Annotated in this window: 23 protein-coding genes and 2 pseudogenes; 16 read left to right on the top strand and 9 right to left on the bottom strand. The window is 69.8% G+C overall.

The annotated features are described in order from the left end of the window. Positions 1-51 precede the first annotated feature (51 nt). Positions 52-642: a TetR family transcriptional regulator gene (locus H4687_RS44020; protein WP_046918781.1), complete on the top strand. Its 591-nt coding sequence runs from the start codon at positions 52-54 to the stop codon at positions 640-642. A gap of 33 nt (positions 643-675) precedes the next feature. Here the strand turns inward: H4687_RS44020 and H4687_RS44015 are convergent, their stop codons facing one another. Then, positions 676-1674, bottom strand: a complete 999-nt coding sequence (locus tag H4687_RS44015) for a YdcF family protein (protein ID WP_046918782.1) — start codon at positions 1672-1674, stop codon at positions 676-678. Positions 1675-2195: 521 nt separating this feature from the next. Here H4687_RS44015 and H4687_RS44010 point away from each other — a divergent pair. Further along, on the top strand, positions 2196-2720 hold the full coding sequence (locus H4687_RS44010) for a hypothetical protein (RefSeq protein ID WP_050398122.1): 525 nt from the start codon (positions 2196-2198) through the stop codon (positions 2718-2720). A 364-nt stretch (positions 2721-3084) separates the two neighbouring features. On the opposite strand, the gene H4687_RS44005 is transcribed toward H4687_RS44010, so the two are convergent. Further along, positions 3085-4407: an aldehyde dehydrogenase family protein gene (locus tag H4687_RS44005; protein WP_046918341.1), complete on the bottom strand. Its 1323-nt coding sequence runs from the start codon at positions 4405-4407 to the stop codon at positions 3085-3087. A gap of 1054 nt (positions 4408-5461) precedes the next feature. After that, positions 5462-6076 (bottom strand): TetR/AcrR family transcriptional regulator, encoded by a 615-nt coding sequence (locus tag H4687_RS44000; RefSeq protein WP_046918340.1) that lies wholly within the window; start codon positions 6074-6076, stop codon positions 5462-5464. A gap of 123 nt (positions 6077-6199) precedes the next feature. On the opposite strand from H4687_RS44000, the gene H4687_RS43995 reads away from it, so the two are divergent. The 10 genes and pseudogenes from H4687_RS43995 to H4687_RS43950 all read left to right on the top strand — a co-directional run bounded on the left by H4687_RS43995 (position 6200) and on the right by H4687_RS43950 (position 18245). Next, the gene (locus H4687_RS43995) at positions 6200-7147 is read left to right on the top strand and encodes an alpha/beta fold hydrolase (protein WP_050398121.1); all 948 of its coding nucleotides are present in this window, start codon (positions 6200-6202) and stop codon (positions 7145-7147) included. Positions 7148-8087: 940 nt separating this feature from the next. Beyond that, positions 8088-9560, top strand: coding sequence for an RICIN domain-containing protein (locus tag H4687_RS43990; protein WP_192781787.1), 1473 nt, complete (start codon positions 8088-8090; stop codon positions 9558-9560). Between the two features lie 548 nt (positions 9561-10108). Then, positions 10109-11452, top strand: coding sequence for a TraB/GumN family protein (locus H4687_RS43985; protein WP_143685338.1), 1344 nt, complete (start codon positions 10109-10111; stop codon positions 11450-11452). A gap of 792 nt (positions 11453-12244) precedes the next feature. Next, a complete protein-coding gene (locus H4687_RS43980; RefSeq protein WP_046919598.1) occupies positions 12245-12523 on the top strand; it encodes a hypothetical protein in 279 nt (92 codons plus the stop codon). After that, positions 12516-13568 carry a polyprenyl synthetase family protein gene (locus tag H4687_RS43975; RefSeq protein ID WP_046919590.1) on the top strand — a complete coding sequence of 351 codons (1053 nt, stop codon included), beginning with the start codon at positions 12516-12518 and terminating at the stop codon, positions 13566-13568. The genes H4687_RS43980 and H4687_RS43975 overlap by 8 nt, the downstream gene beginning before the upstream one ends. A gap of 92 nt (positions 13569-13660) precedes the next feature. Further along, entirely contained in the window at positions 13661-14821 is a 1161-nt protein-coding gene (locus H4687_RS43970) for an oxygenase MpaB family protein (RefSeq protein WP_046919591.1), read from the top strand. Between the two features lie 429 nt (positions 14822-15250). Continuing rightward, positions 15251-16048 (top strand): maleylpyruvate isomerase family mycothiol-dependent enzyme, encoded by a 798-nt coding sequence (locus H4687_RS43965; protein ID WP_046919592.1) that lies wholly within the window; start codon positions 15251-15253, stop codon positions 16046-16048. A gap of 730 nt (positions 16049-16778) precedes the next feature. Then, the gene (locus H4687_RS43960; RefSeq protein ID WP_005477440.1) at positions 16779-16934 is read left to right on the top strand and encodes a hypothetical protein; all 156 of its coding nucleotides are present in this window, start codon (positions 16779-16781) and stop codon (positions 16932-16934) included. A 171-nt stretch (positions 16935-17105) separates the two neighbouring features. Beyond that, positions 17106-17503: pseudogene (locus H4687_RS43955) on the top strand (winged helix-turn-helix transcriptional regulator). Between the two features lie 289 nt (positions 17504-17792). Next, positions 17793-18245, top strand: coding sequence for a DUF5959 family protein (locus H4687_RS43950; protein ID WP_046919599.1), 453 nt, complete (start codon positions 17793-17795; stop codon positions 18243-18245). On the opposite strand, the pseudogene H4687_RS43945 reads toward H4687_RS43950, so the two are convergent. From H4687_RS43945 to H4687_RS43935, 3 genes and pseudogenes are all read right to left on the bottom strand, one after another. After that, a pseudogene (locus tag H4687_RS43945) lies at positions 18227-19068 on the bottom strand (IS5 family transposase). The gene H4687_RS43950 and the pseudogene H4687_RS43945 overlap by 19 nt on opposite strands. 48 nt (positions 19069-19116) lie before the next feature. Next, complete coding sequence (locus tag H4687_RS43940; protein ID WP_233443311.1) at positions 19117-19716, bottom strand: uridine kinase family protein; 600 nt, start codon at positions 19714-19716, stop codon at positions 19117-19119. A gap of 239 nt (positions 19717-19955) precedes the next feature. Beyond that, the gene (locus H4687_RS43935) at positions 19956-20594 is read right to left on the bottom strand and encodes a hypothetical protein (RefSeq protein ID WP_050398120.1); all 639 of its coding nucleotides are present in this window, start codon (positions 20592-20594) and stop codon (positions 19956-19958) included. A 124-nt stretch (positions 20595-20718) separates the two neighbouring features. On the opposite strand from H4687_RS43935, the gene H4687_RS43930 reads away from it, so the two are divergent. The 3 genes from H4687_RS43930 (at position 20719) to H4687_RS43920 (ending at position 22203) form a co-directional block, all read left to right on the top strand. Continuing rightward, positions 20719-21150: an Hsp20/alpha crystallin family protein gene (locus tag H4687_RS43930; protein ID WP_046913543.1), complete on the top strand. Its 432-nt coding sequence runs from the start codon at positions 20719-20721 to the stop codon at positions 21148-21150. Between the two features lie 100 nt (positions 21151-21250). Next, positions 21251-21646 (top strand): DUF2267 domain-containing protein, encoded by a 396-nt coding sequence (locus H4687_RS43925; protein ID WP_046913542.1) that lies wholly within the window; start codon positions 21251-21253, stop codon positions 21644-21646. A gap of 113 nt (positions 21647-21759) precedes the next feature. Next, on the top strand, positions 21760-22203 hold the full coding sequence (locus H4687_RS43920; protein ID WP_046913541.1) for a DUF2267 domain-containing protein: 444 nt from the start codon (positions 21760-21762) through the stop codon (positions 22201-22203). Between the two features lie 302 nt (positions 22204-22505). On the opposite strand, the gene H4687_RS43915 is transcribed toward H4687_RS43920, so the two are convergent. Both H4687_RS43915 and H4687_RS43910 read right to left on the bottom strand, forming a co-directional pair. Next, positions 22506-23015, bottom strand: a complete 510-nt coding sequence (locus H4687_RS43915; RefSeq protein ID WP_046913549.1) for a GNAT family N-acetyltransferase — start codon at positions 23013-23015, stop codon at positions 22506-22508. Positions 23016-23426: 411 nt separating this feature from the next. Beyond that, positions 23427-23954 (bottom strand): type 2 periplasmic-binding domain-containing protein, encoded by a 528-nt coding sequence (locus H4687_RS43910; protein ID WP_225967002.1) that lies wholly within the window; start codon positions 23952-23954, stop codon positions 23427-23429. 53 nt (positions 23955-24007) lie between these two features. Between H4687_RS43910 and H4687_RS43905 the strand changes: the two genes are divergently transcribed. Further along, on the top strand, positions 24008-24301 hold the full coding sequence (locus H4687_RS43905; RefSeq protein WP_046913540.1) for a transposase family protein: 294 nt from the start codon (positions 24008-24010) through the stop codon (positions 24299-24301). Between the two features lie 34 nt (positions 24302-24335). On the opposite strand, the gene H4687_RS43900 is transcribed toward H4687_RS43905, so the two are convergent. After that, complete coding sequence (locus tag H4687_RS43900; protein ID WP_046913547.1) at positions 24336-24884, bottom strand: putative immunity protein; 549 nt, start codon at positions 24882-24884, stop codon at positions 24336-24338. Between the last annotated feature and the right edge of the window lie 127 nt (positions 24885-25011).

The raw sequence follows: 25011 nt of genomic DNA, 5'->3' as shown, positions 1-25011 counted from the left end.
TTGCACTGAGTGCAAGCAACTGCATCACGCGAAACGACGTACCATGGGTGCATGCCGCAGAAACCGACACCTCTTCGGGAGCAGACCCGCTCCGTGGTCCGCTCCCTGCTCGCCCGTACCGCCATCGAGCTGTTCGCCGCCAAGGGCTTCGACAACACGACCCTCGACGAGGTGGCCGCGGCCGCGGGCGTCTCCCGGCGGACCCTGTTCAACTACTTCCGCAACAAGGAAGACCTCGCGCTCAGCGGGCTGGACGAACAGGGCGAACTGATCGCCGCACGCCTCGCCGAGCGCCCGGCCGACGAGGACGCCTGGACGGCGCTGCGCGCGGCGTTCCAGGTGCTCGAGGAGATCGACATGACAGCCGAAGGGCGCCTGGAGTTCATCACGCTGCTGTTCGGCAACGACTCCCTGCGCGCCGGACACACCGAGAAGCAGGCCCGCTGGCAAGACCTGTTCGCCCCGCTGATCGAGTCGCGACTGCCCGACTCCGACCGCCGCACCCTGCAAGCCCGCGCGATCGCGGCCGCAGCGATCGTCTGCATGCAGGCAGCCAACGAGGAATGGGTACGCCTGGACGGACAGGCCGACATGTTCGACCTCTACGACACCGCCGTGCAGGCCATCCGCCGCCCGAACTGAAACCGGCCGCGTCCAGGATCTGCGGCCGACGCTTCAGTGCCCGAAGACCGCCGTCGCCACCGGCACTGCCAGCAGCAGGCTGAGTCCGACCAGAGGCAGGCGGTCCAGCCACAGGATGGCGGCGAATTCGCGCAACGTCGCGGCCAGCCAGTAGGCGGGGGAGGTCGGCGCGCCCACGACGTGCACGGACACGCCTGCGCGGCGGGCCAGCAGGGTCGTGCGGTAGACGTGGAAGCCGCTGGTGACCACCGTGGCACGGTGGTCGGCAGTGGTGCCGCCCACGAGGGCCGCGCTGAAGCGGAGGTTCTGCCCGGTGTTGACGGAGCGGTCTTCCCGCACGATCCGGTCGGCGGGCACTCCGCGTCCGCGCAGATAGTCGGCCATCGAGTCCGCCTCGGAGCGGACCTCGTCGTCGCCCTGGCCGCCCGAGACGACGAACACCACACGAGGCGTGTCCGGTGCACAGGCGGCGTCGATCGCGAGGGCGCGCTCCAGCCTGCGGGTCAGGAGCGGGCCGGGCCGGTCGCCGTTGAGCCCGGCGCCCAGGACGACGACATGGGTGGTTTCCGGCAGGGGCGTGCTGCGGCCCTGGACGAACACGTAGCCGGCGAAGGTCAGGAAAAGCAGAGTGAGGTAGCTTGCGGCCGCGTTCACCGCGACCACGAGGGCACCGAACGCCTCGCCGCCAACCGCGTGGAAGACCACGTTGAGGCCGAGCACCGCCAGCAACGCGCAGCCGGCGGCCCCGGTCGCCAGCAGGGCTGCTTGCGGACCGTAGCGCCGGACCAGGAGGATGCCGTCGGTCACCAGCAGCAGGCCCAGGGCAAGCACCAGGAGCAGGGCGGCGACAGCGAGGACGGTGGCAACGGTCGGGTGGGCTGCGGCGCTGCGGCCTGCCACGCCGAGTCCGGCGGAGGTCACCGCGAGGCAGAACAGGACGGCGGTGGAGAACCGGTGCGGTGCCAGCAGGGCGTTGACGACACCACCCGCGGCGAACACGACCGCGGCGAGGTACTCCGGGTACTCCGGCATGTGCCGCACCGCTCCACTCTCCCGCCCACCGGGCCGCTGCCCGTACCCGCCCGCTCTCGCCGCCTGCGGGTTCCCGGACCCGGTACGAACGGCTGCCGGCCATCCTCCCAGACCTGCTGTGGTGCGCCGAACTCGGGCGGCGGTGGTGCAGGTCCGGCACGTCACGCCAGTTGCCCTGCCCGGCGGCCGCGCAGGACACACAGGGACGGTGTGCCCTATAGCCCGGCCCGCAGGGCGGTGCGCCGCCCGTGCCGCAGCAGCCGCAGTCCACTGCCCGCTCCCGCCGCTGCCGCGCCCCGCTTGCCCCGGCTCGCCCCCACCCCGTGCGCCTCCGCATCAGCCAGTCACCGAAGCCCTACCAGACCAACCGGACCTATCAGACCAACACAGACACAACACGGCACGATTCGGTCGGCAACGTGCACCCACCGTGCCAGCGCACGGACTCGATGAGCGGGAGAACGCGGGGTATCCGGGAGAGGACGAAGCTGTCCCGACTCCCCTTGATGGAGGTCTGCGCTGTGCTCTCGCTCAAGCGCTTACTCGACCGCAGTCTGACCGCGCAGGCGGCCCTGGTCTTCCTGCTGGGACTGGGCGCCACAGCCCTGATCCGCAGGAACGAGCACCCGGCTGTCTGGGTGTTCCAAAGTGCTCTCTACACCGGGGTCGCCCTCGCGGTCCTGACCGTCCAGCGCCGCCGGGCCGCCCGAGCCGTGGGCACCGACGCGGGCGGACTCGCCGATCTGAACCGGAGGATCCGCCACCATGAGGTGCCGCAGAGCCCCCAGGAGCAGGCGGCCATGCGACAGCTGGTCGCCCAGCAGCTCGGCCAGATGGAGCGGGCGGGCACGTGGCTGCCCTACTGGCTCGGCGCCATGGGCCTCGTCGCGGTCGGCATGTTCGTCCTGGGGGCCGTCAACGGGTCCCTCGCCTTCCCCCTTCTCTTCGCACTCGGCATGGTAGCGCTGTGCTCCTGGGTCCTGTGGACGCGCCGCCGCTCCCTGGACCGCCTCCGCCAGATGAGTCAGGCCCTGCGGCAGCAGTGAGCGGCCGGACCGGGCGGGGACGCTGGACAAGTCCCCGACATCGGCGGCCTATCGCAGCGATGCACTCGCGCGGCCACCCCGCCCGGTCGAGGACGTCCTCAGGCCAGACGGAGAACTCGATCTCCTCCTCGTCGTAGGGCAGGGCGAAGCACCACACGGCGCCCAAGCAGGCCCGGAACGAGAAACTTGCCCCCTGCCCCACCGACTCGGCCGCCCAGACGCCAAGCCGTCGCCGGTGGGGCCCCTTTCAAGGCCCGCATGTTCACCGGGTCGGCCGCACAACGGGACCCGTCCAGTCGCCGCGCGCGCCCAGTTCGCCGTTGGTCAACGGCGACGTTTCACCCACAGGTTCCGGCCGCAGGTGTCAGTTCAGCGGCTTGTTCAGGATCGCCTTGCGGTGGCTGAACGTCTCGATGGAGTACCTGCCGTGGTAGTTGCCCATGCCGCTCTCCCCCACCCCGCCGAACGGCAGGTCGGAGACGGTGAGATGGGCGAGCGGCAGACCGTACCCGAGACCGCCGGATGAGGTCTCTGCGGCGATCCGGTCGCGGGTCTCGCTGGACTCGCTGAAGACGTACAGCGCGAGGGGCTTGTCGCGGTCGTTGATGAAGCCGATCGCCTCGTCGAGACCGGATACGGTGACGATGGGAAGGATCGGCCCGAAGATCTCCTCCTGCATCACGGGGGACTTCGGGTCGACGTCCGCAAGCACCGTGGGCGCGATGTACTTGCCGGTGCGGTCGCTGCCGCCGCCGACCACGACACGGCCTGAGTCGAGCACGGCCGACAGTCGGTCGAAATGCCGCTCGTTGACGATCCGGCCGTATTCCGGCGAGGCCGCCGGGTCGGCGCCGTACAGGGCGTCGACGGCGCGGACCAGGGCGGCCTCCAGGGCGGCTGCGGTCTCCGGGTCGGTGAGGACGTAGTCGGGGGCCACGCAGGTCTGCCCGGCGTTGAGGAACTTGCCGCGGGCCAGCCGGTCGGCGACCACGTCGAGGTCGGTGTTGCGGTCGACGAACACCGGCGATTTGCCGCCGAGTTCGAGGGTGACCGGCGTGAGGTGCTCGGCAGCGGCGCGCATCACGATGCGGCCGACGGTGCCGTTGCCGGTGTAGAAGACGTGGTCGAACCGCTCTGCCAGCAGGGCCGTGGTCTCCGGGACGCCGCCCTCGACGACGGCGACCGCGTCGGTGTCGAGATAGGCCGGGAGAAGCTCGGCCAGCGCGGCGGAGGTGGCCGGGGCCAGCTCGCTCGGCTTGGCCACGACCGCGTTGCCGGAGGCGAGCGCGCCGACCACCGGGGCGAGCAGCAATTGGGCCGGGTAGTTCCACGGGGCGATGACGAGGACCACGCCGAGGGGGTCGTACTGCGTCCAGGCGGTCGCGTCGGCGCCCAGGTGCGCGGGGACGGGAGCGGGCTCGGGGTGCAGCCACCCGTCCAGGTGGTCCAGGGTGTGGTCGATCTCCCGGACAGTGAAGTCGATCTCGGTGCGGTAGGCCTCGGTGCTGCTCTTGCCGAGGTCTGCCTTGAGGGCGGCGGCGAGGTCGGCGCCCCGCTCGGTGAGCATCGCCCGCAGTCGGCGCAGCTGGCCGGTGCGCCATTCGACGGGCCTGGTGCGTCCGGTGCGGAAGGTGGCGCGCAGCCGGGCCACGACGTCGGCGGGCTGCTCGGATGTGTGGTCGCTCATGGTGCCTCGCAGGTGAGCGCGGGCGGTCGCCCGCCCGCCGCGGAGTCTCGATCAGATGTATGTCGGCTGTATGTCAGCCTTTCTTGTGCTCCGCCGCTTCCCGTCGACGCGTCTTCGTGACGAGACTCACCAGGCTCACGAGGCCAGGCCGGATCACGGGAGGGGTCGATGCCTTTGCGGGCGCTCCGGGGGAATGCCGCACCCTCACGGGCGAGAGCCGTCCGCACGGTGGCTTCGCCAGCGCGAGCGGGCTCTGGGCCACTTCGTGTGGTCGCGTACGCCGTATGACTGTCGATCTTCGTGTGCGGCAGGTTGAGGTCGCCCGAAAATCGCCCGGCCGGAGTGCGGTGTGGTCGGCAGTGACGCGCGGTGACCGACGTACGGCCGCAGTTGGATGAGTTGCTGTTCTCCTCGGTGGAGGGCGTGTCCGTGGAGTCGGTCGAGGTGACCGACCTGGTCGTCCGGGTCGAGGCCCGACGACCGTCAGGCGGGCGCCAGCCCGGAACGCGGTTGCTGATCGGGCTGCGTACACGGTTCCTCCCTACGATTTCCCCGCGAACGGGCAGCGGTCGCCGAGTTCGTCGTGGTCTCGTTACGGGTGCGCCGGTTCGTCTGCGCAGACGGCTCCTGCTCGCGCAAGACCTTCGCCGAGCAGGTGTCCGGGTTCACCCGCCGGTTCGGCCGACGGACCGAGAGGCTGCGAGCGACTCTGGTCTCGGCGGGTCTTGCGCTCGCGGACCCGGCCGGCGCCCGGATGCCAACGCCTTCGGATCGCCGGTCTGCCGCAACACCCTACTGAGGCTGATCACCGTGCTGCCCGACCCGCCTACCGCCACGCCCCGCGTGGTCGGTGGGGATGAGGACGCCCAGTTCAAGGCACGTGTCTACGGAACTGTGCTCGTCGACGTCGAGACGCGTCGCCCGATGGCCCTCCTGCCGGACCGGGAGGCGGACACGCTGGCGGCCGGGCTCGCCGAGCGGCCCGGCATCGAGATTGTCCGCGCCGGCGGTGCTGTCACTGTCCGCGCCGGCGCGTGTCTGACGGGGGTCGGGGTCAAGGGCGCAGGCGGGCGGCCAGGCCCTCGAAGTAGCCGCGGTGCACGGCCGTAAGGTCCACCTCGTCGGGGTCCAGGAGCCAGAGGAGGTGGGCGCCTTCGAGGAAGGCGGCGACTTCGGTGGCGAGGAGGGACGGGTTCGGGCCGGGGCGGGCGGTGCCGTCGGCCGTGGCTCGGGTGAAGAGGGCCGTGAGGTGGGCGCGCAGGGCTCGGCCCCGGTCGCGGAACCAGGTGTGGAGGGCTGCGCCGGGTTCCAGGTTCTCCGCCGTCAGGGTGGTGTGCAGGGCGGTCAGTTCGCGTTCGGCGGCGGCCGTGTGCTCGGCGTCCCGTACGAACCAGTCGAAGGCCTCGTCGAGGGTGGGTTCCGAGGCCGCAGTCGCCGACAGGCGGGCCAGGGCGCGGCGGTCGGCCTCCTCCAGGACCGCCCGGACCAGGCCGTCCTTGCTGCCGAAGTGGTGGATGAGGGCGGAGGGGGTCACGCCGGCCCGTTCCGCGATCGCGGCGACCCCTGTCCCTCGTACGCCCTGTTGGGAGAAGAGCGTGATCGCGGCGTCCACCATCGCGCGACGGCGTTCCACGCCCCGCTGCTGCACCTGTCCCTTGACTCCGGCCATGCGCTCAGGGTGCCGGGTGCGGCGGCAGGGCGTCCACCTCGAAAAACCCCGTGCGTGATCTCTGTCGAGTCATTATCTTGAACGACCATGCAGGAAAATAAACTGATGCAGGAAAACGACCCCATGAACGACGGCCTTCACGACGGCCTTCACGACGGCCGTCACAAACGCCTTCACGAAGGCCGCGAGAGGATCGTCCCCACCGACGGCATCGAGCTGTGGGCGGAGGAGTTCGGCGCGCCTCAGCATCCGGTCGTGCTGCTCGTGATGGGCGCGCAGGCGCAGGGAGTCCAGTGGAACGACGGGATCGTGCGTCGGCTGGTCGAGGGCGGGCGTCGGGTGATCCGGTACGACCATCGCGATGTGGGACGGTCTTCGGTCGTCGACTTCGCCGTCCGGCCGTACACCGTCGCCGACATGGCCTCGGACGCGCTCGCCGTCCTGAACGCGTTCGGGGTGGAGCGGGCGCACCTGGTTGGGGCGTCGCTGGGCGGGATCATCGCGCAGCGGATCGCCGTCACCGATCCCCAGCGGGTGCTGACCCTGACGAGCCTGTCGTCGCAGCCGCTCGGTACGGACATGGCGGAGGCGGTGCGCCGGGCCATGACTGGGGAACCCCCTGCTCCCGGTCAACTGCCGCCGCCCAGCTCGGAGTTGCTGACCGCGCTCGCCGCCGCCCTCCCTGATCCGGCAGGGGGCCTGGAGGGCTACCTCTCTCTCCGGCTCCCGCTGTGGAGGGTGCTGCACGGGTCGGTGCTGCCGTTCGACGAGGAGGAGTACCGGCGCATGGAACGGCGGGTGTACGAGCGGGCGCGTGATCTGGCGGCCGGTTTCCACCACACGCTCGCCGGGGCGGCCGACGGGGACGACTCGGCAGGCCTGGCCTCCGTCGCCGCGCCGACGCTGGTGCTGCACGGTACGGAGGACCCGATGTTCCCGCCCGCCCACGGGGAGGCCACCGCCGCCGCGATACCCGGAGCACGGCTGGTCCTCATCGAGGGGCTGGGGCACACCCTGCCCACGGTCCTGGACGCTCGCCTGGCCGGGGAGATCCTGCGCCATGCGGTCTGACAGGCACCGGCACCGGCACCGGCACCGGCACCGGCACCGGCGTTGGGTACCTCACCGGTTCGGCGGAACCACGCGCGGGCGTCACGCCGGACCGGGATTCGGTCAGCGCAGGAACGCGCCGAACATCGCGTCGGCCGCCAGGGCCGAATGCGAGCGCCGACGTGGTGGTCGGGCCGGTGGCGGTGTCGAGCCACAGGTCAAGAACAGCCCGGCCCTGGCCGGTCCCGGCGCCGAGGCCATGAAGACGCGATCACCGGCACGACCACCACGCCGCCCGAGCAAAGCGCGAAGGAAAGCACGAAACGGACTCTTGCGCCAAGAGTCGCCAAAGGACACAAGCCTCTCGCGATGGGAAACCGGCGAACTCGCGGCCGTTGCTCTCGCACTCCACACCAGACCCCGCCGCCAGACGTCCGGCTGGACGACACCAGCCGAAGCCCAATGAGCACCCGTCACGGCCCAGAAAGCCGGTGGTGCAACGACCAGTTGCGGTTGAGGCCAGGTTCACTGTCCGCAACCGATAGATGAACAAGTCCCGGTCACGCCTGGTCCGCCGGCCGTTCTGACGACGAGAGCCGATCCCAGCCTTTTTCGTCCTGACATCCCTTGTTGGACATATGGCCTGTGTGACAGGGTGGTTCATGCTTAAACAATAAGTAAACGGCCTATCGGCTCACACGGGTCGTGGCGTTGCACGCTCCCCCACAAGGCGGTCGCGCGGCATCGCCCGGGCGGTCACCAACTCAACACCTCTCTCCGCACGGCCACACCAGGTCCGCGCTGACGCTCTTCCCGTATCGGCCCGGGACAAGGCTGCTCTGCGTGCCCTGGGAGAAGGAAAGTCCCTGTGTCATTCGCTCACCCGCTTCCCGCAAGTCCGGCTCCCGACCCCGAGACCGCTCCGGGGATGTCCGACGACACTCTCGTCGCCGCGCTGAGGATGTCCCGGACCATCGAGGGCACAACGCCGGTCGCGGCGTTGATCGCGCGACACGGGACATCGGTCTCCGACTATGCGGAGATCTGCGCCTCCGGTTCACCCTCCCACGCGCGAGCGCTCACCACTGCGGCGTTCCGCCGTGTGGTGCAGGACCTCCAAAGAGCCGGGTCCACCGATGCCCTGCGCCCTCGCCTGCTCGTCGCCGTGCGCAACATCGCGCGTGCGCGCTCACAGACCGGCGCCGGTTCGGGGCTGTCGTACGACCAGGCCAGGGCGGCCGACAGCGACAGGCCCCCAACGCACCCGGTCACCGGGAGTCGGCACCTGAGCCACGTGGCTTTTCTGCGGCTCCCGAGGACCACGCAGTACATTCTGTGGCATCTGGAAGTGGAAGCAGAATCGTCGGCCGATCTCGCAGCCTTGCTCGATATCGAGGGGGACATACCGCCCTACGAGTTGGACCGGGCGCGGGAACAATGGCGATCGGCGCTCCTGCGCACGCATGTCGAGAATGCGACCGGGAGAGAGTGCCGGGACTATAGCCGCCTCCTCGACGCACCCTCACGCGGTGCCGGTTCCATGCTGCCCGAGGTGCAACTGCATCAGGATCAGTGCTCCTACTGCCAAGACACCGCCGAGCAGCTCAGGCTCTGCGCCGCGAAACCGGGCGTACTGCTGGCGGAAGCGCTGCTCGGTGAGACCGCTCACCCCTATCTGGTCGCGTGCCGCGCACGCCCTTCGCGGGCGGCGTCCATCGCCACGGCCGCCGAGGGAGCCGCCACCCGCCCCTCCGACACCCCGCGGACGCCGCAAACGCCGGTTGGTAAGGGAAGGCCTGGCGCCGGCCGCAAGAGCATGAAGATCTTCGTCGCCGGGATCGCCGCGAGTTCGGCCGCTGTCGCGGCAGCACTCGTCGTGACCGGCACCTCGTCCGACACCACCGCACCGACTCCTGCGACACAGGCGCCCCCTCCGTCACCTTCCTCCCCCACGACCGCGACCGCGCTCCCTGTCCCCCTGGAGAGCGGCCGACTGCGCAATGCGGCCGCAGACCTGTGCATGGACGTCCGGGGGACGCGGCCCGAACGTGGCGCGGAGGCCACCCTGTCCGCCTGCTCAGCCGCCGGCACGCAGCGGTGGTCCTTCCTGGAGGACGGGCTCCTGCGCAATCTCGCCGAACCGGATCTGTGCCTGGACGCCGGTGGGGACGACGAGGTACTGGACCTGGAGTTCTGCGACTCCTCGGGTGACGTCTCGTTCGGCCTCCGCTTCGAGCTGGGCCCCGAAGGGGAACTTTTCGCACGCGACGAGAGAAGTCTCGTGATCGCCCCCGCCTCGCCCGAGACCGACACCGTTCTGGTACCAAGTCCCCGGAACGGAGAGGCGGAACAGAGATGGCTGGTCGAGCCGGCCCCGGGAACATCCACAGCCCAGGCCGGACCTGAGCTTGACTCTGCCGGGGATCTTGGATGATCGGGCCCCGCCAGCGCGAACGCAGTCGGCTGACCTGTGCTTTCTTCAGAGACGTAACAACAGGGGCCGGAGACTCCCAGCCCTCGCTGGCCCTGCGTGCCTGGCTTGGCGCGCAGTTGACCCCCGACGGCTCTTTGGTACTGACGACGGCGCCCACGATGGTGTGAGCGGACCGCGAGGGTGGCCCGGACGGCCAGTTGGCAATCCAGGGTGAGGGCGGCGGGCGGATGGCGGCCGGTAAGCGCGCGGTGGTGCACTGCCGCCGACAACCACGTCCTTCAGGCCTGTGATGCACGATCACCCGTCCAGTGCCGCCCTGCCCCGCCCGCGCCGCCCGGGGCGGCGCAGTCCGCCCCGCCCATCCCCTGCCCCTTCGCCCCGTGTGGACCCCCGAGCGACACCGGACACCGAACTGACCGTGCTCCCGGCCTCGTGCAAAAGGGGCAAGGGAGCCTGCACTCGCCCCTGCCCGTTCGGACGTACAGCCGAGCAGTGCAGAGCGGTGACACTGGACATTTCCCAGTTCGTGTTTCAGAGGGGACGCACGTATGCGGGCGCAGCAGACCGGTGACGAGCAGTGGAAGGACTCGCAGCGCCCAGGGGCCGCGAAGGCCGTGCGACAGCCCCGGCCCGGCGGCGGAACGCCTGCAGAGTCGATGCTGAGTCTTCAGCGGCTCGCCGGTAATGCGGCGGTGTCCCGCGCCGTCGAGGAACAGCGGCACGCACACACCGCCGACTGCGGCCACACACCCCCTGTCCAGCGCTCGACGGAGCCGTCGGGGTCCGCTCCCGTGGTACAGCGGATGCAGCAGGACGAGCTGCACCAACACCCTCCCGGCCCCGCACTCCGGGTACGAGGTCCCCGCAAGTCCCGCGCGAGCGACCGCACACCGAACGCGCTGGGGGCGGCCGAATGGGACAGTCTGCCGCAGGCCACCCGGGATGCCGGCCGCAAGCAACGCGTGGACATCGACGCGGACCCGCAGAAGCTCCAGGAGACCGACCCGCTGCTCCACTACAACCTGGGTGCTGTGCGCAGGCTGGCGCCGAACACCGCCATGACCGCCGGCCGCAACGAGGTCCTGGAGGGCATGGGCCGCAACGACCCTGGGACGCTCGGCCACTGGAACCGCCAGGACGCACGCGACAGACAGCTGGGCAGCGACGCGCGAGCCGTGCGCGACGCGTACACGGAGACTCCCGAGGACCGGCAACAGCGCCACCGGGCCGTGGAGGAGACCCTGGCCGAGGCCGACTCCCAGGACGCGATGGGCGACCTGAGCGCATTGCTGGCGCGCTACGAGGGTGTGGCCATCGGCGGCACCCACTCCGGGGCACGTATCTGGCAGTTTCTGTGCACGCACATGGAACAGATCCAGGCCGCAGGCGTGCGCACCCTCTACCTGGAAAGCATCCGGGACGACAGCTACCAGTCAGACGTCGACGCTTACCTCGCCGGTGCGGACATGCACCCCGACCTGCAGGCGTTCGTCACCCGCTACGACAACAGCATGAACCTGGGCACCACCGGGCTGGGGGCGGTACTGGAGGCCGCCCGGACGCACAGCATCAGGGTCAAGGGCCTGGACGGCCGCCCGGCCCGTCGCCCCCTGATGTCAGCAACCGTCCTCTACCAGCGTGTCGCCGCCATGAACACCTACGCCACCCAAGTCGTCACCAACGACCGGCGCCGACTGTCGGCGACGGGCGGCTACCTCATGGAACTGGGCAGCGCGCACACCGGCACGCACAAGGGTCCGTCACAGGACGCGCGGGTGCACGGGGCGCAGTTCCAGAAGGACGAGGGCTTCCCCGGCGTGGACGATCTGCTGGGCATTCCGGCGGTCGGCTTCGAGAACGACGACCGCTTTCGCCGCCTGCCCAACTCCTGACGGCACGACCAGGTCGCGGAGATTTGGGAGGCCCTACGCCTCGACGTACGCGACGAACGTGGAGGGGGTGATGACTCAGATCCGCGGCCCGAGGCAGGCCCAAGATGTCCGGGGGCTACTGCAGTTGTTCCGCATGCACGGCGTCGCTTCACGCGGTCACGTCAACTCCCCGCGGGTGAAGTGGCCCCGCCACGAAGTGATCGCTGAAATCCGTCCCCCCTCGGCCATGCACTGCAGAGCTGTCCAGGGCCTGGTTCGGCGCCATGTCGAGCCGCGGCAGATCGAACGCGGCGAGGTGAGCCGGCCACTCGTCCTCCGCCCGGGCCGCCCCGCCCCTACGCAGGGCAAGCCGGTTCTGCACCCGCTCGTACGTGAGGGCGGCCCGCGGCCTCCCCTGCTGGTCCGAGACGGACGCGATCGGATGACCGTACCGGCGGCGCAGGGCGACGCTGGAGTCTGTGTTCGCCCAAGGCACTCGCCGCCCTCCGACGCGCCCCTGGGTGACGGCGTTACGGCAGCGGAGATCGCGAGGGACCGTGCCGGAGTCGGCGTGGCCCCTCGCGTTGTGTCAGGTGCCAGCCTTCCTGGCAGGAGCGTCAGACGTACCCGTGCCCGGTGCGTCGTGGGACGGTGGAAGGTACGGCCATGCCGCTGGGGATGTGCCAGCCGCACATCCATACGGTGGGATCGCCCGTTGGTGAGTTTCTCCCTCTCTCCGCCCGGTGTGACGGGACGCTGGGAATCGTGGCGCGGGACCGGCGCCCGAAGTTGCTCTCTGGGTGGGGGTTTGGCATGACACGGGAAACGGAACGCCCTGGGACACTGGAACACCACACGGTGTTGCTGGTGGCGGGGCTGACGGATCTGGCCGTCAGTACGTTGGGCTCGGCGCTCGGCACGGTGCGGGGGCTGTTGCGTCGCTCGGACACGGCTGAGCTGGCAGCCGAGGCCGAACAGGATCTGATCGCGCGCGGGCGCCTGGCGCTGGACCGCTACGCGGCCGCGCCACCGGCGCATCTGGAGGTGCTCGCCCGGCAGGCCTTGGCCCGGCAGGCCGGCGACGGTGTCTGAGCGCTGGGAGGCGGCTGCGTTCAAGGCCCGGGTCGATGAGGTGCTGCGCTCCTTCGTCGCCCAGGAGGCAGACCGGTTCGCGGTGATCGATCCGGCTCTGGATGTCGTCGCCCGGCAGCTGGAGGAGGCGGTAGCGGACGGCAAGCGACTGCGGGCGGCGTTTTGCTATTGGGGCTGGCGTGCGGCTGGGCAGCCGGACAGTGATGCGCTGGTGCGGGCCGCGGCCTCCATGGAATTGGTGCACGCCGCCGCCGTGGTGCACGACGACCTCATCGACGACAGTGCGCTGCGCCACGGCCGTCCTACCGCGCATGTCGCCCTGCGCAGCGCGTTGCGGCGCCGGCCGCGGGCGGCGAACGCGGCCCGCTCGCTGGCGATGCTGGTGGGGGATCTGCTGATGTCGCTGGCCGGTCAGCTGTTCGTCACCAGCGGCCTGCCCGCCGCCTACCTCGGCCGGGCCCGCCCGCTCTGGGCGGCGCTGGCCCGCGAGCTGATCGCCGGTGAGTGCCTGGAGATCCTGCACACCGGAGCGATGCCGGACACCTCCGCGTCGTTGAAGGTGATCCGGTACAAGACCGCCAAGTACACCGTCGAGCAGCCCCTGCTGATCGGCGGCGCGCTGGCCGGCGCCGGTGAGCGGCTGAGCGAGGGGTATTCCGCGTACGGGCTGCCGCTGGGCGAGGCGTTCCAGCTCAGGGACGACCTGCTGGGCCTGTTCGGGGATCCCGAACGCACCGGCAAGACCAACCTCGACGACGTGCGCGGCCACCGGCCCACCGCCCTGCTGGCAGAGACCTGGCGTATCGCCAGTGGCGAGGAGCGGGAGCGGCTGCGTGCCCTGCTGGGCCGACGCGATCTGGACGGAAACGGTCTGGACGCGGTGCGCGCGCTGATGCAGCGGCTGAAGGCGCCGGACCGCATCGAAGAAATGATCACCGCGCGGGTCGAAGAAGCCACCCGCTGCCTGCACGACCTGGACCTTCCCGGGCACGCCACCGCGGCCCTGGCCGGCCTGGCCCGGTCGGCAGCGGTCCGCCACCACTGACGCCGTCACACAACGGCAGACCGCACCGCACCGTGGCGTCGCGTGCCCGCGCTCCCACCCCCCCTCGCCCCGCACGACCAAGGAGCCCTGTGATGACCTACACCGAGGCGTCGATGGACGCCCTGCGCCAGGCCGGTGACGAACTCGCCGACGCCACCGTCGCCACCCTGTTCGAGCGTGGCGAGGTCGGCACGTTCAACACCCTCATGCGGTACGTGTCCACCGCCGGTGCTCCCCTGCCCGACGGGCTGCCCGACGTGGCCCGGGAATACCTCCAGGCAACCGGCGCCCCGCCGGCCTGGGTGGACTGGGCGGAGATGGAAAAGGCCCGCCTGTTCTTCATCGACAACAACGTGCACATCTCCACCGCGCTGTCGTTCGCCTCCATGCCGGCCTGCTACGTCGTCCCGCACGTGGCGAAGCTGCTGTCGGCCACCCACGGGCTGAAGTACCCCTCCAAGCGGATGGCGGAGACCGGCCAGTTCACCGTCTACCTCATGCAGCCCGGCGCGTTCGAGGCCGGCAGCCGCTTCATCCCGGCGGCCCAGAAGGTCCGCCTTCTGCACGCCTCCATCCGCCACCACCTCAAGCGTGAGAACCGCTGGGACACCGCCACGCAGGGCGTGCCGATCTGCCAGGAGGACATGATCGGCGGGCAGATGTTCTTCTCCCTGCTCGTCCTGGACTCCCTGCACCGCCTCGGCATCCACATGTCCACCGAGGGCGCCGAGGCCTACTTCTACGCCTGGCGAGTCGTCGGAGCGATGCTCGGCGTCGACCAGGACACCGTCCCCAAAACCCTGGAGGAGGCACGCCAGTTCCTCGACCGGTACATGATCCGGCACATGGCACCCTCGGAAGAGGGCGCACACCTCACCCGGCAGCTGATCGACCTGTACGAGGAAGTCGTCCCCGGCACCTTCTTCGACCCGATCGTCTCCGCCCTGATCCGTCACCTGATCGGAGACACCTGCGCCGACTGGCTCCACGTCCCGCGCACCCCCTGGGACACCGCTGTCAAAGCAGTCCCCCACCTGCTCGGCATCCTGGAGACCATCGAAGACCGCTCACCGCTCGGCGCCTGGGCACTGGACCGCCTCGGCCACTTCACCACCAACATCGAACTGTCCTCCCTCACCCGCGGACGCGTCATGCACTACGCCATCCCCGAACAACTCAAGAACGACTACGGCCTCACCGCCACCGTGCCCCGCACCCACCGCTGGACCCCACCCGCACCCAGCATCACCTGACACTGGCCCTGTTCACGACAACGGGCTCCGGCACCGATACGGGTTCCGGCACGGCTTCCACGAGCGCGAAGTGATCACGCTGGGTGACCGGCGCGTGTTTCGAGTGCTCGGAGGGGATCCGTCGTACTTCCTTGCGCCGCTCGTGGGCGTCGGCGGAGCCGCCTGGGAGGCTGTGCGCGCCGGCGCGCCCACCCATCCCGACCCCGCGGTGTCGCGGCGCCCGCCCGGCAACGTGCTGACCTCACATCCGCGACGCACCCGTCAGGAATGATGCGCAGGAAGCCAGCCAAAAGACGGTTTCGTCATCTCTCGCTCCGAGGCATTTGTCACCCGCGCAAGGGGAGGCGAGGCCGACGTCCGCGTCGGCCAACCGGCGGCGGCTGTGAAACCCTCTGTCCGATCATCGGAGCACGGTGATAGACATCCGGTGTGGAGAAGAATCTTGAGTTCCCTGACCTGCTGCGACTGATCGATGAACGGTCGACCGCCTTCCACGCTGCGGTCGCCGCCGCGCCCAGCCTCGACGCACAGGTGCCGACCTGCCCCGGGTGGACGCTGTTCGATCTGGTGAAGCACCTGGGTGGGGGAGACCGTTTCTGGGCCGCCATCGTCGGCGCGGGGCCTGCCGACGCTCCCCCGGCCGAGGCCACCACTGCGCGCGCCGCTTTGGAAGTGCCACGGGAGCGTGAGGCCCTGCTGGCCTGGCTGGCCGCGTCGACGCGGCTCCTGCTGAGCGCCCTGCGGGAGGCGGGCCCGGACGCCGACTGCTGGGCGTGGTGGAGTCCCCTGCAGACGCCGCGGACCTCCGGCGGAGTCGCCCGGCACCGGGTCCAGGAGACCACGGTGCACACCTACGACGCCCAGCTCGCCGCGGGCGCCCCGCAGCCGCTGCCGACCGGGGTCGCGCTCGACGGTGTCGAGGAGTTCCTGTTCACCTGCGTCGCGACGCCCAGCGCCTGGCCGCACAAGCCCACGGCCTTCGCCTTCCACACCGCCGAGGGCCGCTCCTGGCGCCTCACGGTCGACAGCGACGGCGCACGCTCCACCCGCATCCCCGCGCCCACTGCAGCGATCGGCGAGGACTCGGACGTGGCTGGCGCCTCCATTCATGGCACGGCCAGTGAGTTGGTCCTCTACTTGTACGACCGCATCCCAGCCGACTCCTTGCACGTTGACGGAGACGCAGGGCTGCTCGACCTGCTCCGCGCCTGGGAGCCGGAGGAGTAGGACGTAGCGGCCGCGGTTGGCCTCGCCTCGAGCCTCCTCCTGGACGGCGTGCAGAGCCGTCGTCCCCGCTGAGAGGGAAAGCTGTGGCAGCAGGGGTGTTACGGACCGTGCCGCTGGCCGGGGAGCTGACCTCGTCACTGATCAGCCGGGCCGCGGACCGCCACGGCCTGCGTCGGCCGGCGGCGTGCTGCGGCTGCGAAGTGCCGCAACTCCCCTGTTGGAAGTGCGCTGTCGACTCACCTCGCGGGGCGGCTCGTCCAGCCTTTCAGGTCCTCAGCGACGTCACGCACGTTCAGCCCGTCATGAGCGATCCGCTCGGCCAGATCCGCCGCTTTCTTGGGGGTCACCGTCGCCACGGCCCCGGACACCGCCAAGTGGAAGGCTTCGCCAACGAGCTGTCCGGGGCGTTCGTGGCACAGGCCAACTACCCATCCGGCAGGTGAGATTGGCGAGGGCCCACTGTACGGCTCGCCGCTCCCCCGGCCCGGACCGGTGCACCTACGTATGCGATTACGTAGTTCTACTGGCGCCTCGGTAGGGCGGCGTTGGGGAGACTCGCCGATGAGCTTCCTGACGGAGCCGCGGTGTCACGCCGGGGAACTTACTGCCCCCTCGACTTAGCAACCGTCGGCAGCTCTCCAACAGGTAGCGAACGCTGTTCTGGTCAATAGAGCCCAGCCGAACATGGGAGAGTCTTCCGTTGGTTTCCAAGATTCGTGTCCTTCTGGGCATGCTCGTGCTCCTGGCGCTGGCCCTCGGCGCCATCGCCCTGCTCGCGGCCATGAAAGCCGATGCCACCTGGTTCACGATCGTTCCTCTCGGCATCCTCGTTATCGGCGCGTCCGTCGTCCAGTCGCTCGGATGGTTCAACAAAAAGGGCCGGTGACCGGCCTGGCGGTTCGCAGGGCACACCGTTCTACTACCGCGCCCCGCTCGCGGGGCAGCGGCGTTCCTCTTCGTGCCTCAGTACTCCTCAGGAACCGAGATCATCGTGCTGCACCCGCCGCGCCTCGATCAATAAGGCACATTGCGGTGCCCCGGTTCTCTGGAGGTAACCATGAGCGGCACAGTGTGCGGCGAGTCGCGGCCGGCACGACCGCAGGACCCGTGCCAGGCAACGTGAAGTACTCGGGATCGTCGGCGGCAAGTGGTCGCTGCTGATCGTGCGTAACCTCAGCCGGGGGCCGCGCCGCTTCACCGAGCTCAAGCGGGCCGTCGACGGGATCAGCCAGCGTATGCTCACCGTCACCCTGCGCGACCTGGAGCGCGACGGGATCCTCACACGGACCGTCCGCAACGTCATGCCGCCGCACGTCAGTTACGAACTCACCCCGATGGGCAGGACTCTCCGCGAAGCCACCGCACCCCTGTTGAAGTGGGAGCCTCACGCACCTGACGCACATCGACGCCGCCCGCGCCGTGTACGACGCCCGCCCCGACACCTCGCCCGCCTGACCCCCGCCCGGCTGTACCCACTCATCGACAGGTACGGCTCGACGAGCTTCCCCTGGTCATCAGCGAACTGTCGCCATGTCACACCCTGCGGTCCATCGCGACCAGCCTCACCTAGGCAGCGAAATCCGCACTCTGAACACGACCGCCCACAGGCCCTGACCCGACGCCGACGGCATTGCCCCTAAGAACTCCTAACGAAATGAGGGGGGACAACCTGCTTGTGCCCGTTGATCTGGTTCAGAGATCCTGAGTTCTGACAGATGTGAGCGGGCAGGGCAGTGGGTGCAGGGTGGAACTGATCAGCCTCTCGGATGGCGACAACAGCTTCCGGGTGCGTGTGCTGGGGCGTAGGTCGCCGGGCGTGCTGCATCTTCACGACCAGCTCGATGCAGAGGTCATTGTGACCAGCAGCTTCGTCAGCGGTCGGTTGGACATGTCCCTGTTCCCTGCCGACCTGGAGGAGTGGTCCCGTGCTCTGGACCTGCTTGCTGCCGGTCAGGACATCTGCTGGAGGGACGACGACCACAGCCCCGAGATCAAGATCCAGCCGTATAACAAGGAGCATGAGGCTGTCGCTGTCCGTGTGGAAGATCTGGGCAGTTCATGCGTCTCCGTGTTCCTTCCCATGAGTCTTGAAGATGGCTGGATCGACGAGCAGCGAAAGCTGCTCGGGCAGGTGCTGCAGGAGTGGCCGGGCGAAGTGCTGGAGTCTTCACCGGGTGCCTATGAATGGCGGCGCTGAACTGCGGCCAGGCGCCGCCAGCAGGTGAGTGCGCATCCGAGGGTGAGGAGGGCTTCATGGAGGTCGTCGCGTATCTCCCAGCGGATCCGCAGGCGGCGGAACCAGTGCAGATGAGCGAACACGCGTTCCACGACCCAGCGTTGGGTGCCGAGCCCGGAGCCGTGCTTGGTGGCGCGGCGGGCGATCAACGGCTTCACGCCGAGGTCCCAGACGAGACGGCGGTACTTGTCGTGGTCGTAGCCGCGGTCGCCCAGCACCACGTCCGGTCGGCGCCGGGGCCGGCCGCGCTTGACCCGCACCGGCGGCACGGCCTGGAGGAGCGGGATCAGCTGGGTGACGTCGTTGCGATTGCCGCCGGTCAGGGTGGCGGCGAGCGGGATGCCGGTGGCGTCGGTGATCAGGTGGTGTTTGCTGCCCGTCCTGCCCCGGTCGACAGGGCTTCGTCCGGTCTTGGCTCCCCCTTCTAACGCGCGGATGTGGAAGCCGTCGACCGCCGCCCGGGAGAAGTCCAGGGCGTTTGCGCTGCGGAGCTTGGCCAGGAGGGCCTCGTGCAGCCGGGGCCACACGCGTCGGTCCACTCGGCCAGGCGGCGCCAGCAGGTCATGCCCGAGCCGAAGCCGAGTTCCTGCGGCAGGTGTTCCCAGGCGATGCCGGTGTGCAGGACGAACAGGATGCCCTGGAACACGAGCCGATCCGGATGCCGCTTGCGTCCCGGATGCCGGTTCCGACGCTCGACCTTGGGAAGCACTGGCTCGATCACTGCCCACAGCTCGTCATCGGCTTCCCACGGCTTCGGCCGAGCCACCCCGCACCCCCGGATCATCGGTCCTGGAGTGATCCAACCAACTCGAAGATCATTTCGTTAGGAGTTCTAAGGGCTGGTCGGCGGGGCGACGACCAACTCGGTGTTCGAGTCATGGGCGATCGCAGGAGGGCCGGCGACGATCATGGTGGCTCGGGCCCACGGCTTTTCTCGTAGCATGAACGGCTGTTCCTCCAGCAGCCAGTTCGCCACGTGCTCCAACTGCTCAGGGGAGCCGCCGTCGCGGGCGATCAACAAGCGCTCTTGCTCATCGAGGTCGCCCTGCATCCACACGGAGGCGTCCAACCACGGGGCAAGCTCTTCGCGGATGATTCCGGTGCCCTCGACCCAGATGAAGTCGGCACCGGCGGGAATGGTGATCGATCCGGGCCGGTCGTGGGCGATCCAGGCATCAGGGCGGAAGTCCACTGCATCACCCCGGCGCAGGGGGCGAAGGATGTTCTCGACCAGCACAGCGCCCCATTCGAAGTAGGCGTGGTTCCAGGCGACGTCGTCGGTGTGCACGACGGCGGAGTGGGGCATCACCTTGCGCAGCCGCTCGGCCAGGGTCGTCTTGCCGGCGCCGCCTCGGCCGTCGATCCCGATCACCCGCGGACGTCCGATGACGTCGGGTGAAGCATCGCATAGCTGCCGGACGGCGGCGAGCACGGACACCACCCGCCAGCCGACGGCCTCGGTCTCGCCTGGATGGAGACGCATCGACAACCTTTCGCCAGAGATGAGGCCACGCGTCCTGCCTGCCCGGACGGGTCCCCCGATCGCCCGACTCTTCGACGTCATGGTCGAGAGTGTCGCGGCCCGAGACTGACGTGGGGGTGGCGAGCATCTGCTCGGCGCCGTCGTCGGGCTGCCGCGCTAGGGGTTCGACGGAGTCGGCGGCCGCATTTTCAGGGGGGTGTGAGGGTGTCGAGCCGGGTGGCGAGGTCGGGGTGGGTGGTTGGCAGGTAGGGGCGGGTGGCGGCCAGGGGGACGATGAGGTCGGCGGGGTCGTCGTGGGCCAGGGCCGCATGGAGCTTGTCGAGCGGGCGGCGGGCGGCGGCGGGCAGGTCGGTGAGGGCGGTGATCTGGCCCGCGATGCGGCGCAGGTCAGCGGCGTTGGCGCGGGCCCAGGCGGCGGTGGTGCGTTCGGCGGCCCGGGCCTGGCGGGTGGCCGTCACACGCTGCTCGCCGGTGGTCCCGCTGGGGCCGGGGCGGCCGCGTAGATAGCGGCGTTCGGCAGCCTGACGGCTGGCGACGCCGAGGGGTTGGGCGAGATCGGCCCAGCTGGCGCCCGCGTCCCGGGCGATTTCGATCAGGCCGGTCTCCCATCCGGCGAGCAGCTCGCGCACCTGCCGCAGCAGCGTCAGGGACGCCAGCGCCTGCTCCGGCCCAGGACCGGGGCCGGGGCCGTCGGGCCTGTCCGGAGTGTCCCGCTGGGCGTCGCGCAGGGCGTCGTCTATGGCGTTCAGGGCCGCAACGGCGGCGACGAACGACGCCGGGCCGTGGGTGTTCGTACTGCTCGTGGCCGGCGGGTCGGCTGCGGTCACGGACACCTCCCTCGGGTTGTCATCATATCGATGACGCCATGTTTGTCATCCATTGGATGACATGTTACAACGGTGTCAGTGAGCGCATGCAGCAACTGCCCAAGACCTTGGAGGTGCTTCTCCGATGTTGATGCGCACTGACCCCTTCCGTGAGCTGGACCGGCTGGCGCAGCAGCTGATGGGCCCGGGTACCTGGTCACGGCCGTCGGTGATGCCGATGGACGCCTACCGCGAGGGCGACGAGTACGTGGTGGCCTTCGACCTTCCCGGTGTCCCCGCGGACGCGATCGACATCGACGTCGAGCGGAACATGCTCACCGTCAAGGCCGAGCGGCGGCCGGTGACGAAGGCCGACGACGTGCAGATGGAGCTGTCCGAGAGGCCGCTGGGCGTTTTCTCCCGCCGGCTCGTGCTCGCCGACACTCTCGACACCGAGCACATCCAGGCCGACTACGACGCGGGCGTGCTCACCCTGCGCATCCCGATCGCCGAGCGCGCCAAGCCCCGCAAGATCTCCCTCGGCGTCGGGACCGGCCACAAGGAGATCGCCGGCTGACACCGGCCGGACGAGGTACGGAGGGCGGGCACTCGGGTCTCCCCCTCACCCCACCCTCCGCACCCTGCATGGAATCCGGAGAAGAAGGGGGGCAGCTGTGATGACACTGCGACGCGAAGCATTCCTCGGACACGTGAAGGAACGCGGCCAGTACGACACCCTGCAGGAAGCCGAGCGCGCGGCCCGCGTGGTGCTCGCCCTGCTCGGCGCGCACCTGGTCGGCGACGTCCGCGCCCAGCTGGCGGCGCGCCTGCCGGAGGAGTTCGCCCTGATCCTGCTCAACCCGCTGCGGAGCGCCGAGCCGCTGCCCCCGGAGCGGTTCGTCCGGGCGACCGCCGCCTGGATCGAGGGCGCCACCGAGCAGACCGCGGCCTGGGACGTCAGCGCAGTGCTGTCCACCGTCGTCGACGCCGTCGGCGAGGACCTCCTGGGGCAGATCCTGCTTCAGCTCCCTGTCGGCTACGACCTCCTCTTCGGCCGCCCCCAGCCCACCTGACCACGACCGGTGGCGCCGCGCTTGGCAGCGCCCCCAGCCCACCTGACCCCACGACCGGTGGCGCCGCGCTTGGCACCACCCCGGCCGTCCCAGCTCCACGAAAGGCATCTGCAGTGATCTCCGACGCGCACACTCCGCTTGAGCATCGGCAACCGTACGGGACGGCGTACGAGCAGATGCTGGAGAAGGTCCGCTACGAGGGCGCCTACCCCACCCGTGAGCGAGCTGACGAAGCCGTCCGCCTGGTCCTTGCCGGACTGGGGCGCCAGGTGACCGGCGAGGAACGCGTCGACCTGGCCGCCTGCCTGCCCCTGGAAGCCGCACGCGTGCTGACCGCGCAGATCCCCGACACCGAGCCTCTGACCGGCTGGGCTCTCGTCAAAGACATCGCCGCGCGCAGCGGTGCCTCCCTGGCCACTACCCGATGGGACACCGGATCCGTCTTCTGCGCCGTCGCCGCCTGCGCCGGCCCCGACCTGATCACCCGCATCCTCCACCAGCTCCCCACCGGCTACGCCCTGCTGTTCGGCCGCGCCGAACTCGCACCCGCCGCGTAGACCGGCGACGTACGGGCTCGGCGACGGGCACGACGGACGACCGGCCCGCGCTGCCCGACTCGCACCTCGGCGCCCGGGAGGTGTCCACCGTCGCCCGCTCGTCAGCGCGCACCGACGAATCGCCTCCCGCCCCGCGTGCACATCACACCCGGTAAGGACCCTGCTTCAGGGCCCTCCTCGACCGGGAGATTTCAGGCCCCGGGGCGGGAGGGGTACCGCGAGGAGGGCGACCTCGTCGGTACCGCCCTGGGCCCGGCACGCGAGAACTTGGGCAGAAGACCGCCAGTGGCTAGGAGCACGGGTCAATATTCGCCCCTCGTTTCGGTCCAGACGAGTTCGAAGTACCTGACGCGTTCGTCTTGTCCGGCCGGGAACATGCCCGCTGCCGTCATGACGTGCTGGGACGCGATGTTGTCGTGGTCGGCGTCGCCCTTCACACAGGTGACGCCGCGTGCCCGCGCGAACAGCAGTAGTCCGCGAAGGGCTTCGGAGGCGTATCCGTTGCCTCGCGCCGACGGGATGAGGCCGTAGCCGATCGTGACGCCGCCGTTCGCGTCCGCGGGGCCGTGGAAGCCCAGGCCGCCGATCGCCTGACCGTCCTCACGGCGACGGATCTCATAGTTACCGAAAGGCTGGGGATCACCAGTGCTCGCGCAGGTGTCCAGAAAGCGCCTGGCTGCGAACACGTCCCCCTCGGTGGGGTATCCGGGCGCCCATAGGGCATCGCTGTCCGACTCGCCCGCCACCACTCGCTCAGCCTCGCCGACGGTCATCGGATGAAGCACCAGCCGCGCCGTCACAAGATCACCCATGGCAGGGAGGAGTATCACGCGAAGCGCGCAAACCGCACCTGGATTATCCGACGGGGCGGCGCCCTGCCTCCCGTTGATGATCGTAGATACGGAGAAGACAGAGCCGGTCTGCCACCGAGTACAGTTCGCCGCCCTGGAGTCGAGTACGCCGGGGGCCGACCCGCCCAGGCCCCCCGGGACGCGCGCCTCGTAAAGCCCACCCCAGCACAGCCCACGGGAACGGTGGCGGGGCCTCTTCGGCGGGACGGCCTCCACGCTGGCCGCTCGTGGCCCCACTCGTGGCGGCCATGGCCTCGGCGTCCTGCCCCGGTCCCGACACCCGTCGCCGTGCACGATCGCCCTGCCGAGTCGAAGCCCCAACTCCCCCTCGCTGCCCCGTGATCGGTCGGCGGCGAGGCGGGTACCTCCGCGTCAGCGGCCGGGGTGCAGGCCGAGCCACCCGGGGGACGGGGCGCCGCTCACCTCATCCACGTAGAGAGTGAGGTGCTGCTTGAAGCGCTCGACGCGTGCGCGGTCGGCCGTGAAGTGCTCGAAGCCGTCGAGGTGGGCGTTGGGGTAGTCCCAGACGGGCCGGTAGCCCCTGTGCGGGGTCACGTCGGTGCGTACGGACCACATGCAGAAGTGGGACTGGGTCTGCTTGGACAGCCACCAGGTCAGGTACAACTTGGCCGCGGCCGGGTGGTCGGCGTCCTTGAAGATGGCGGCACGCTGCGCCCAGGCCATGAACGGGCCGTGCTCGGGCAGGACGAAGCGAGTGCCCATGCCCTCGGCCGGGGTGAGCATGCCGTCCGTGCCGAGCGCGACGACGGCGGTGCCGGCCTCGACCCGGTCGCCGGGTTCCTGCGTGCCGCGCACCCACGCCACGTCCTGGGCGGCGAACCGGCGCAGCCGGTCCCAGCCGTACTTGTCGATGATGAGCTTTCTAGAAGCGACGCGCACCCGGCCGCACCCACGACGACACCGCTGCCCGCCACGACCACGTCCTGGCCCACGTGCGTGCCGCTGGCCTCGGCGCTCTCGCTCACCTCGGCTTCCGCGGCTTGGACAACGACGTACGCGATCCCGTGATCGTCACGGGCTTCCATGCCGGCCGTACCCACAAGCTGACCGCTGGTCAGAAGGACGCCAACCGAGTCCTCGCCAGCGGACACGCGCCAGTCGAGCACTGCTTCGCCGCCCACCTCAAGAACTGGCGGATCCTCGCCAAGCTCCGCACTGACCTCGCCCACGCCACCCAGCTCCCGCATGCCCTGCTTGTCCTGACGAACCTCGAAGTCAACCGCTGACGGAGGTGGGGCCGCACCGGCTGCACGTTCGAAGTCACTCAGCGAGGGCAAGTGAACGAAGGTCTGCGTCCAGCATGCGGATCAGCTCGCCTACCCGTCCGCCGCCACTCGGCGCCGTCGGGAAACGTTTGAGCACGTCAACGACGACCGGTGTCGCACGGTGCAGCGTCTGCTCAAGGTGTTCGGCACCAACGCTCCGATCGTCGTCGGCGACGAGTTCGGCCGCTCTGGCCGCGTAAGCGCCAGCTCCGAGAATGTGCTTGACCTGGGTGGCCTTGGCCAGCGGATGCAGGTAGGCGGCGCCTGCCGCAGACATCGCTGCCCGAGCAGCCTCGCGCGCAGCCGGCGTGTCCGCGCTCTTGGCTGCCTTGAGTGCCGCCCACGCTCTGTCGCGCAGAGCCTTCCCTCGCTCACCACCTCGAGCGAACTCCCACGCGGCGCCGATAGCCTCTCGAGGCCGCAAGTCGTCCGGCTGGTCGCCTTCGAATACCTCGAGCACCACGTCCGCGCACGCTGCAGCGAACGCGGTGACCTCACGAAGATCTTGCTTGCTCAGAACGATCTCGTTCGCTTCCCCTGCCATGACTCCATCCTCGACCATTGCACTGGACAGCCAGGCGGCTGGGGCGGCTCATGGGCCGGCCGGCCCCATCCGACTGGCTCCCGAGCAGACCGGATGTGGAAGGCCACCCGGCCACAGCAGACTGGAA

The organism is Streptomyces stelliscabiei (genome assembly GCF_014873495.1).
In the GTDB taxonomy this organism is placed as follows: domain Bacteria; phylum Actinomycetota; class Actinomycetes; order Streptomycetales; family Streptomycetaceae; genus Streptomyces; species Streptomyces bottropensis.
Note: the sequence above shows the minus strand (reverse complement) of the source record. Positions and strands in the feature narration are given on the sequence as shown.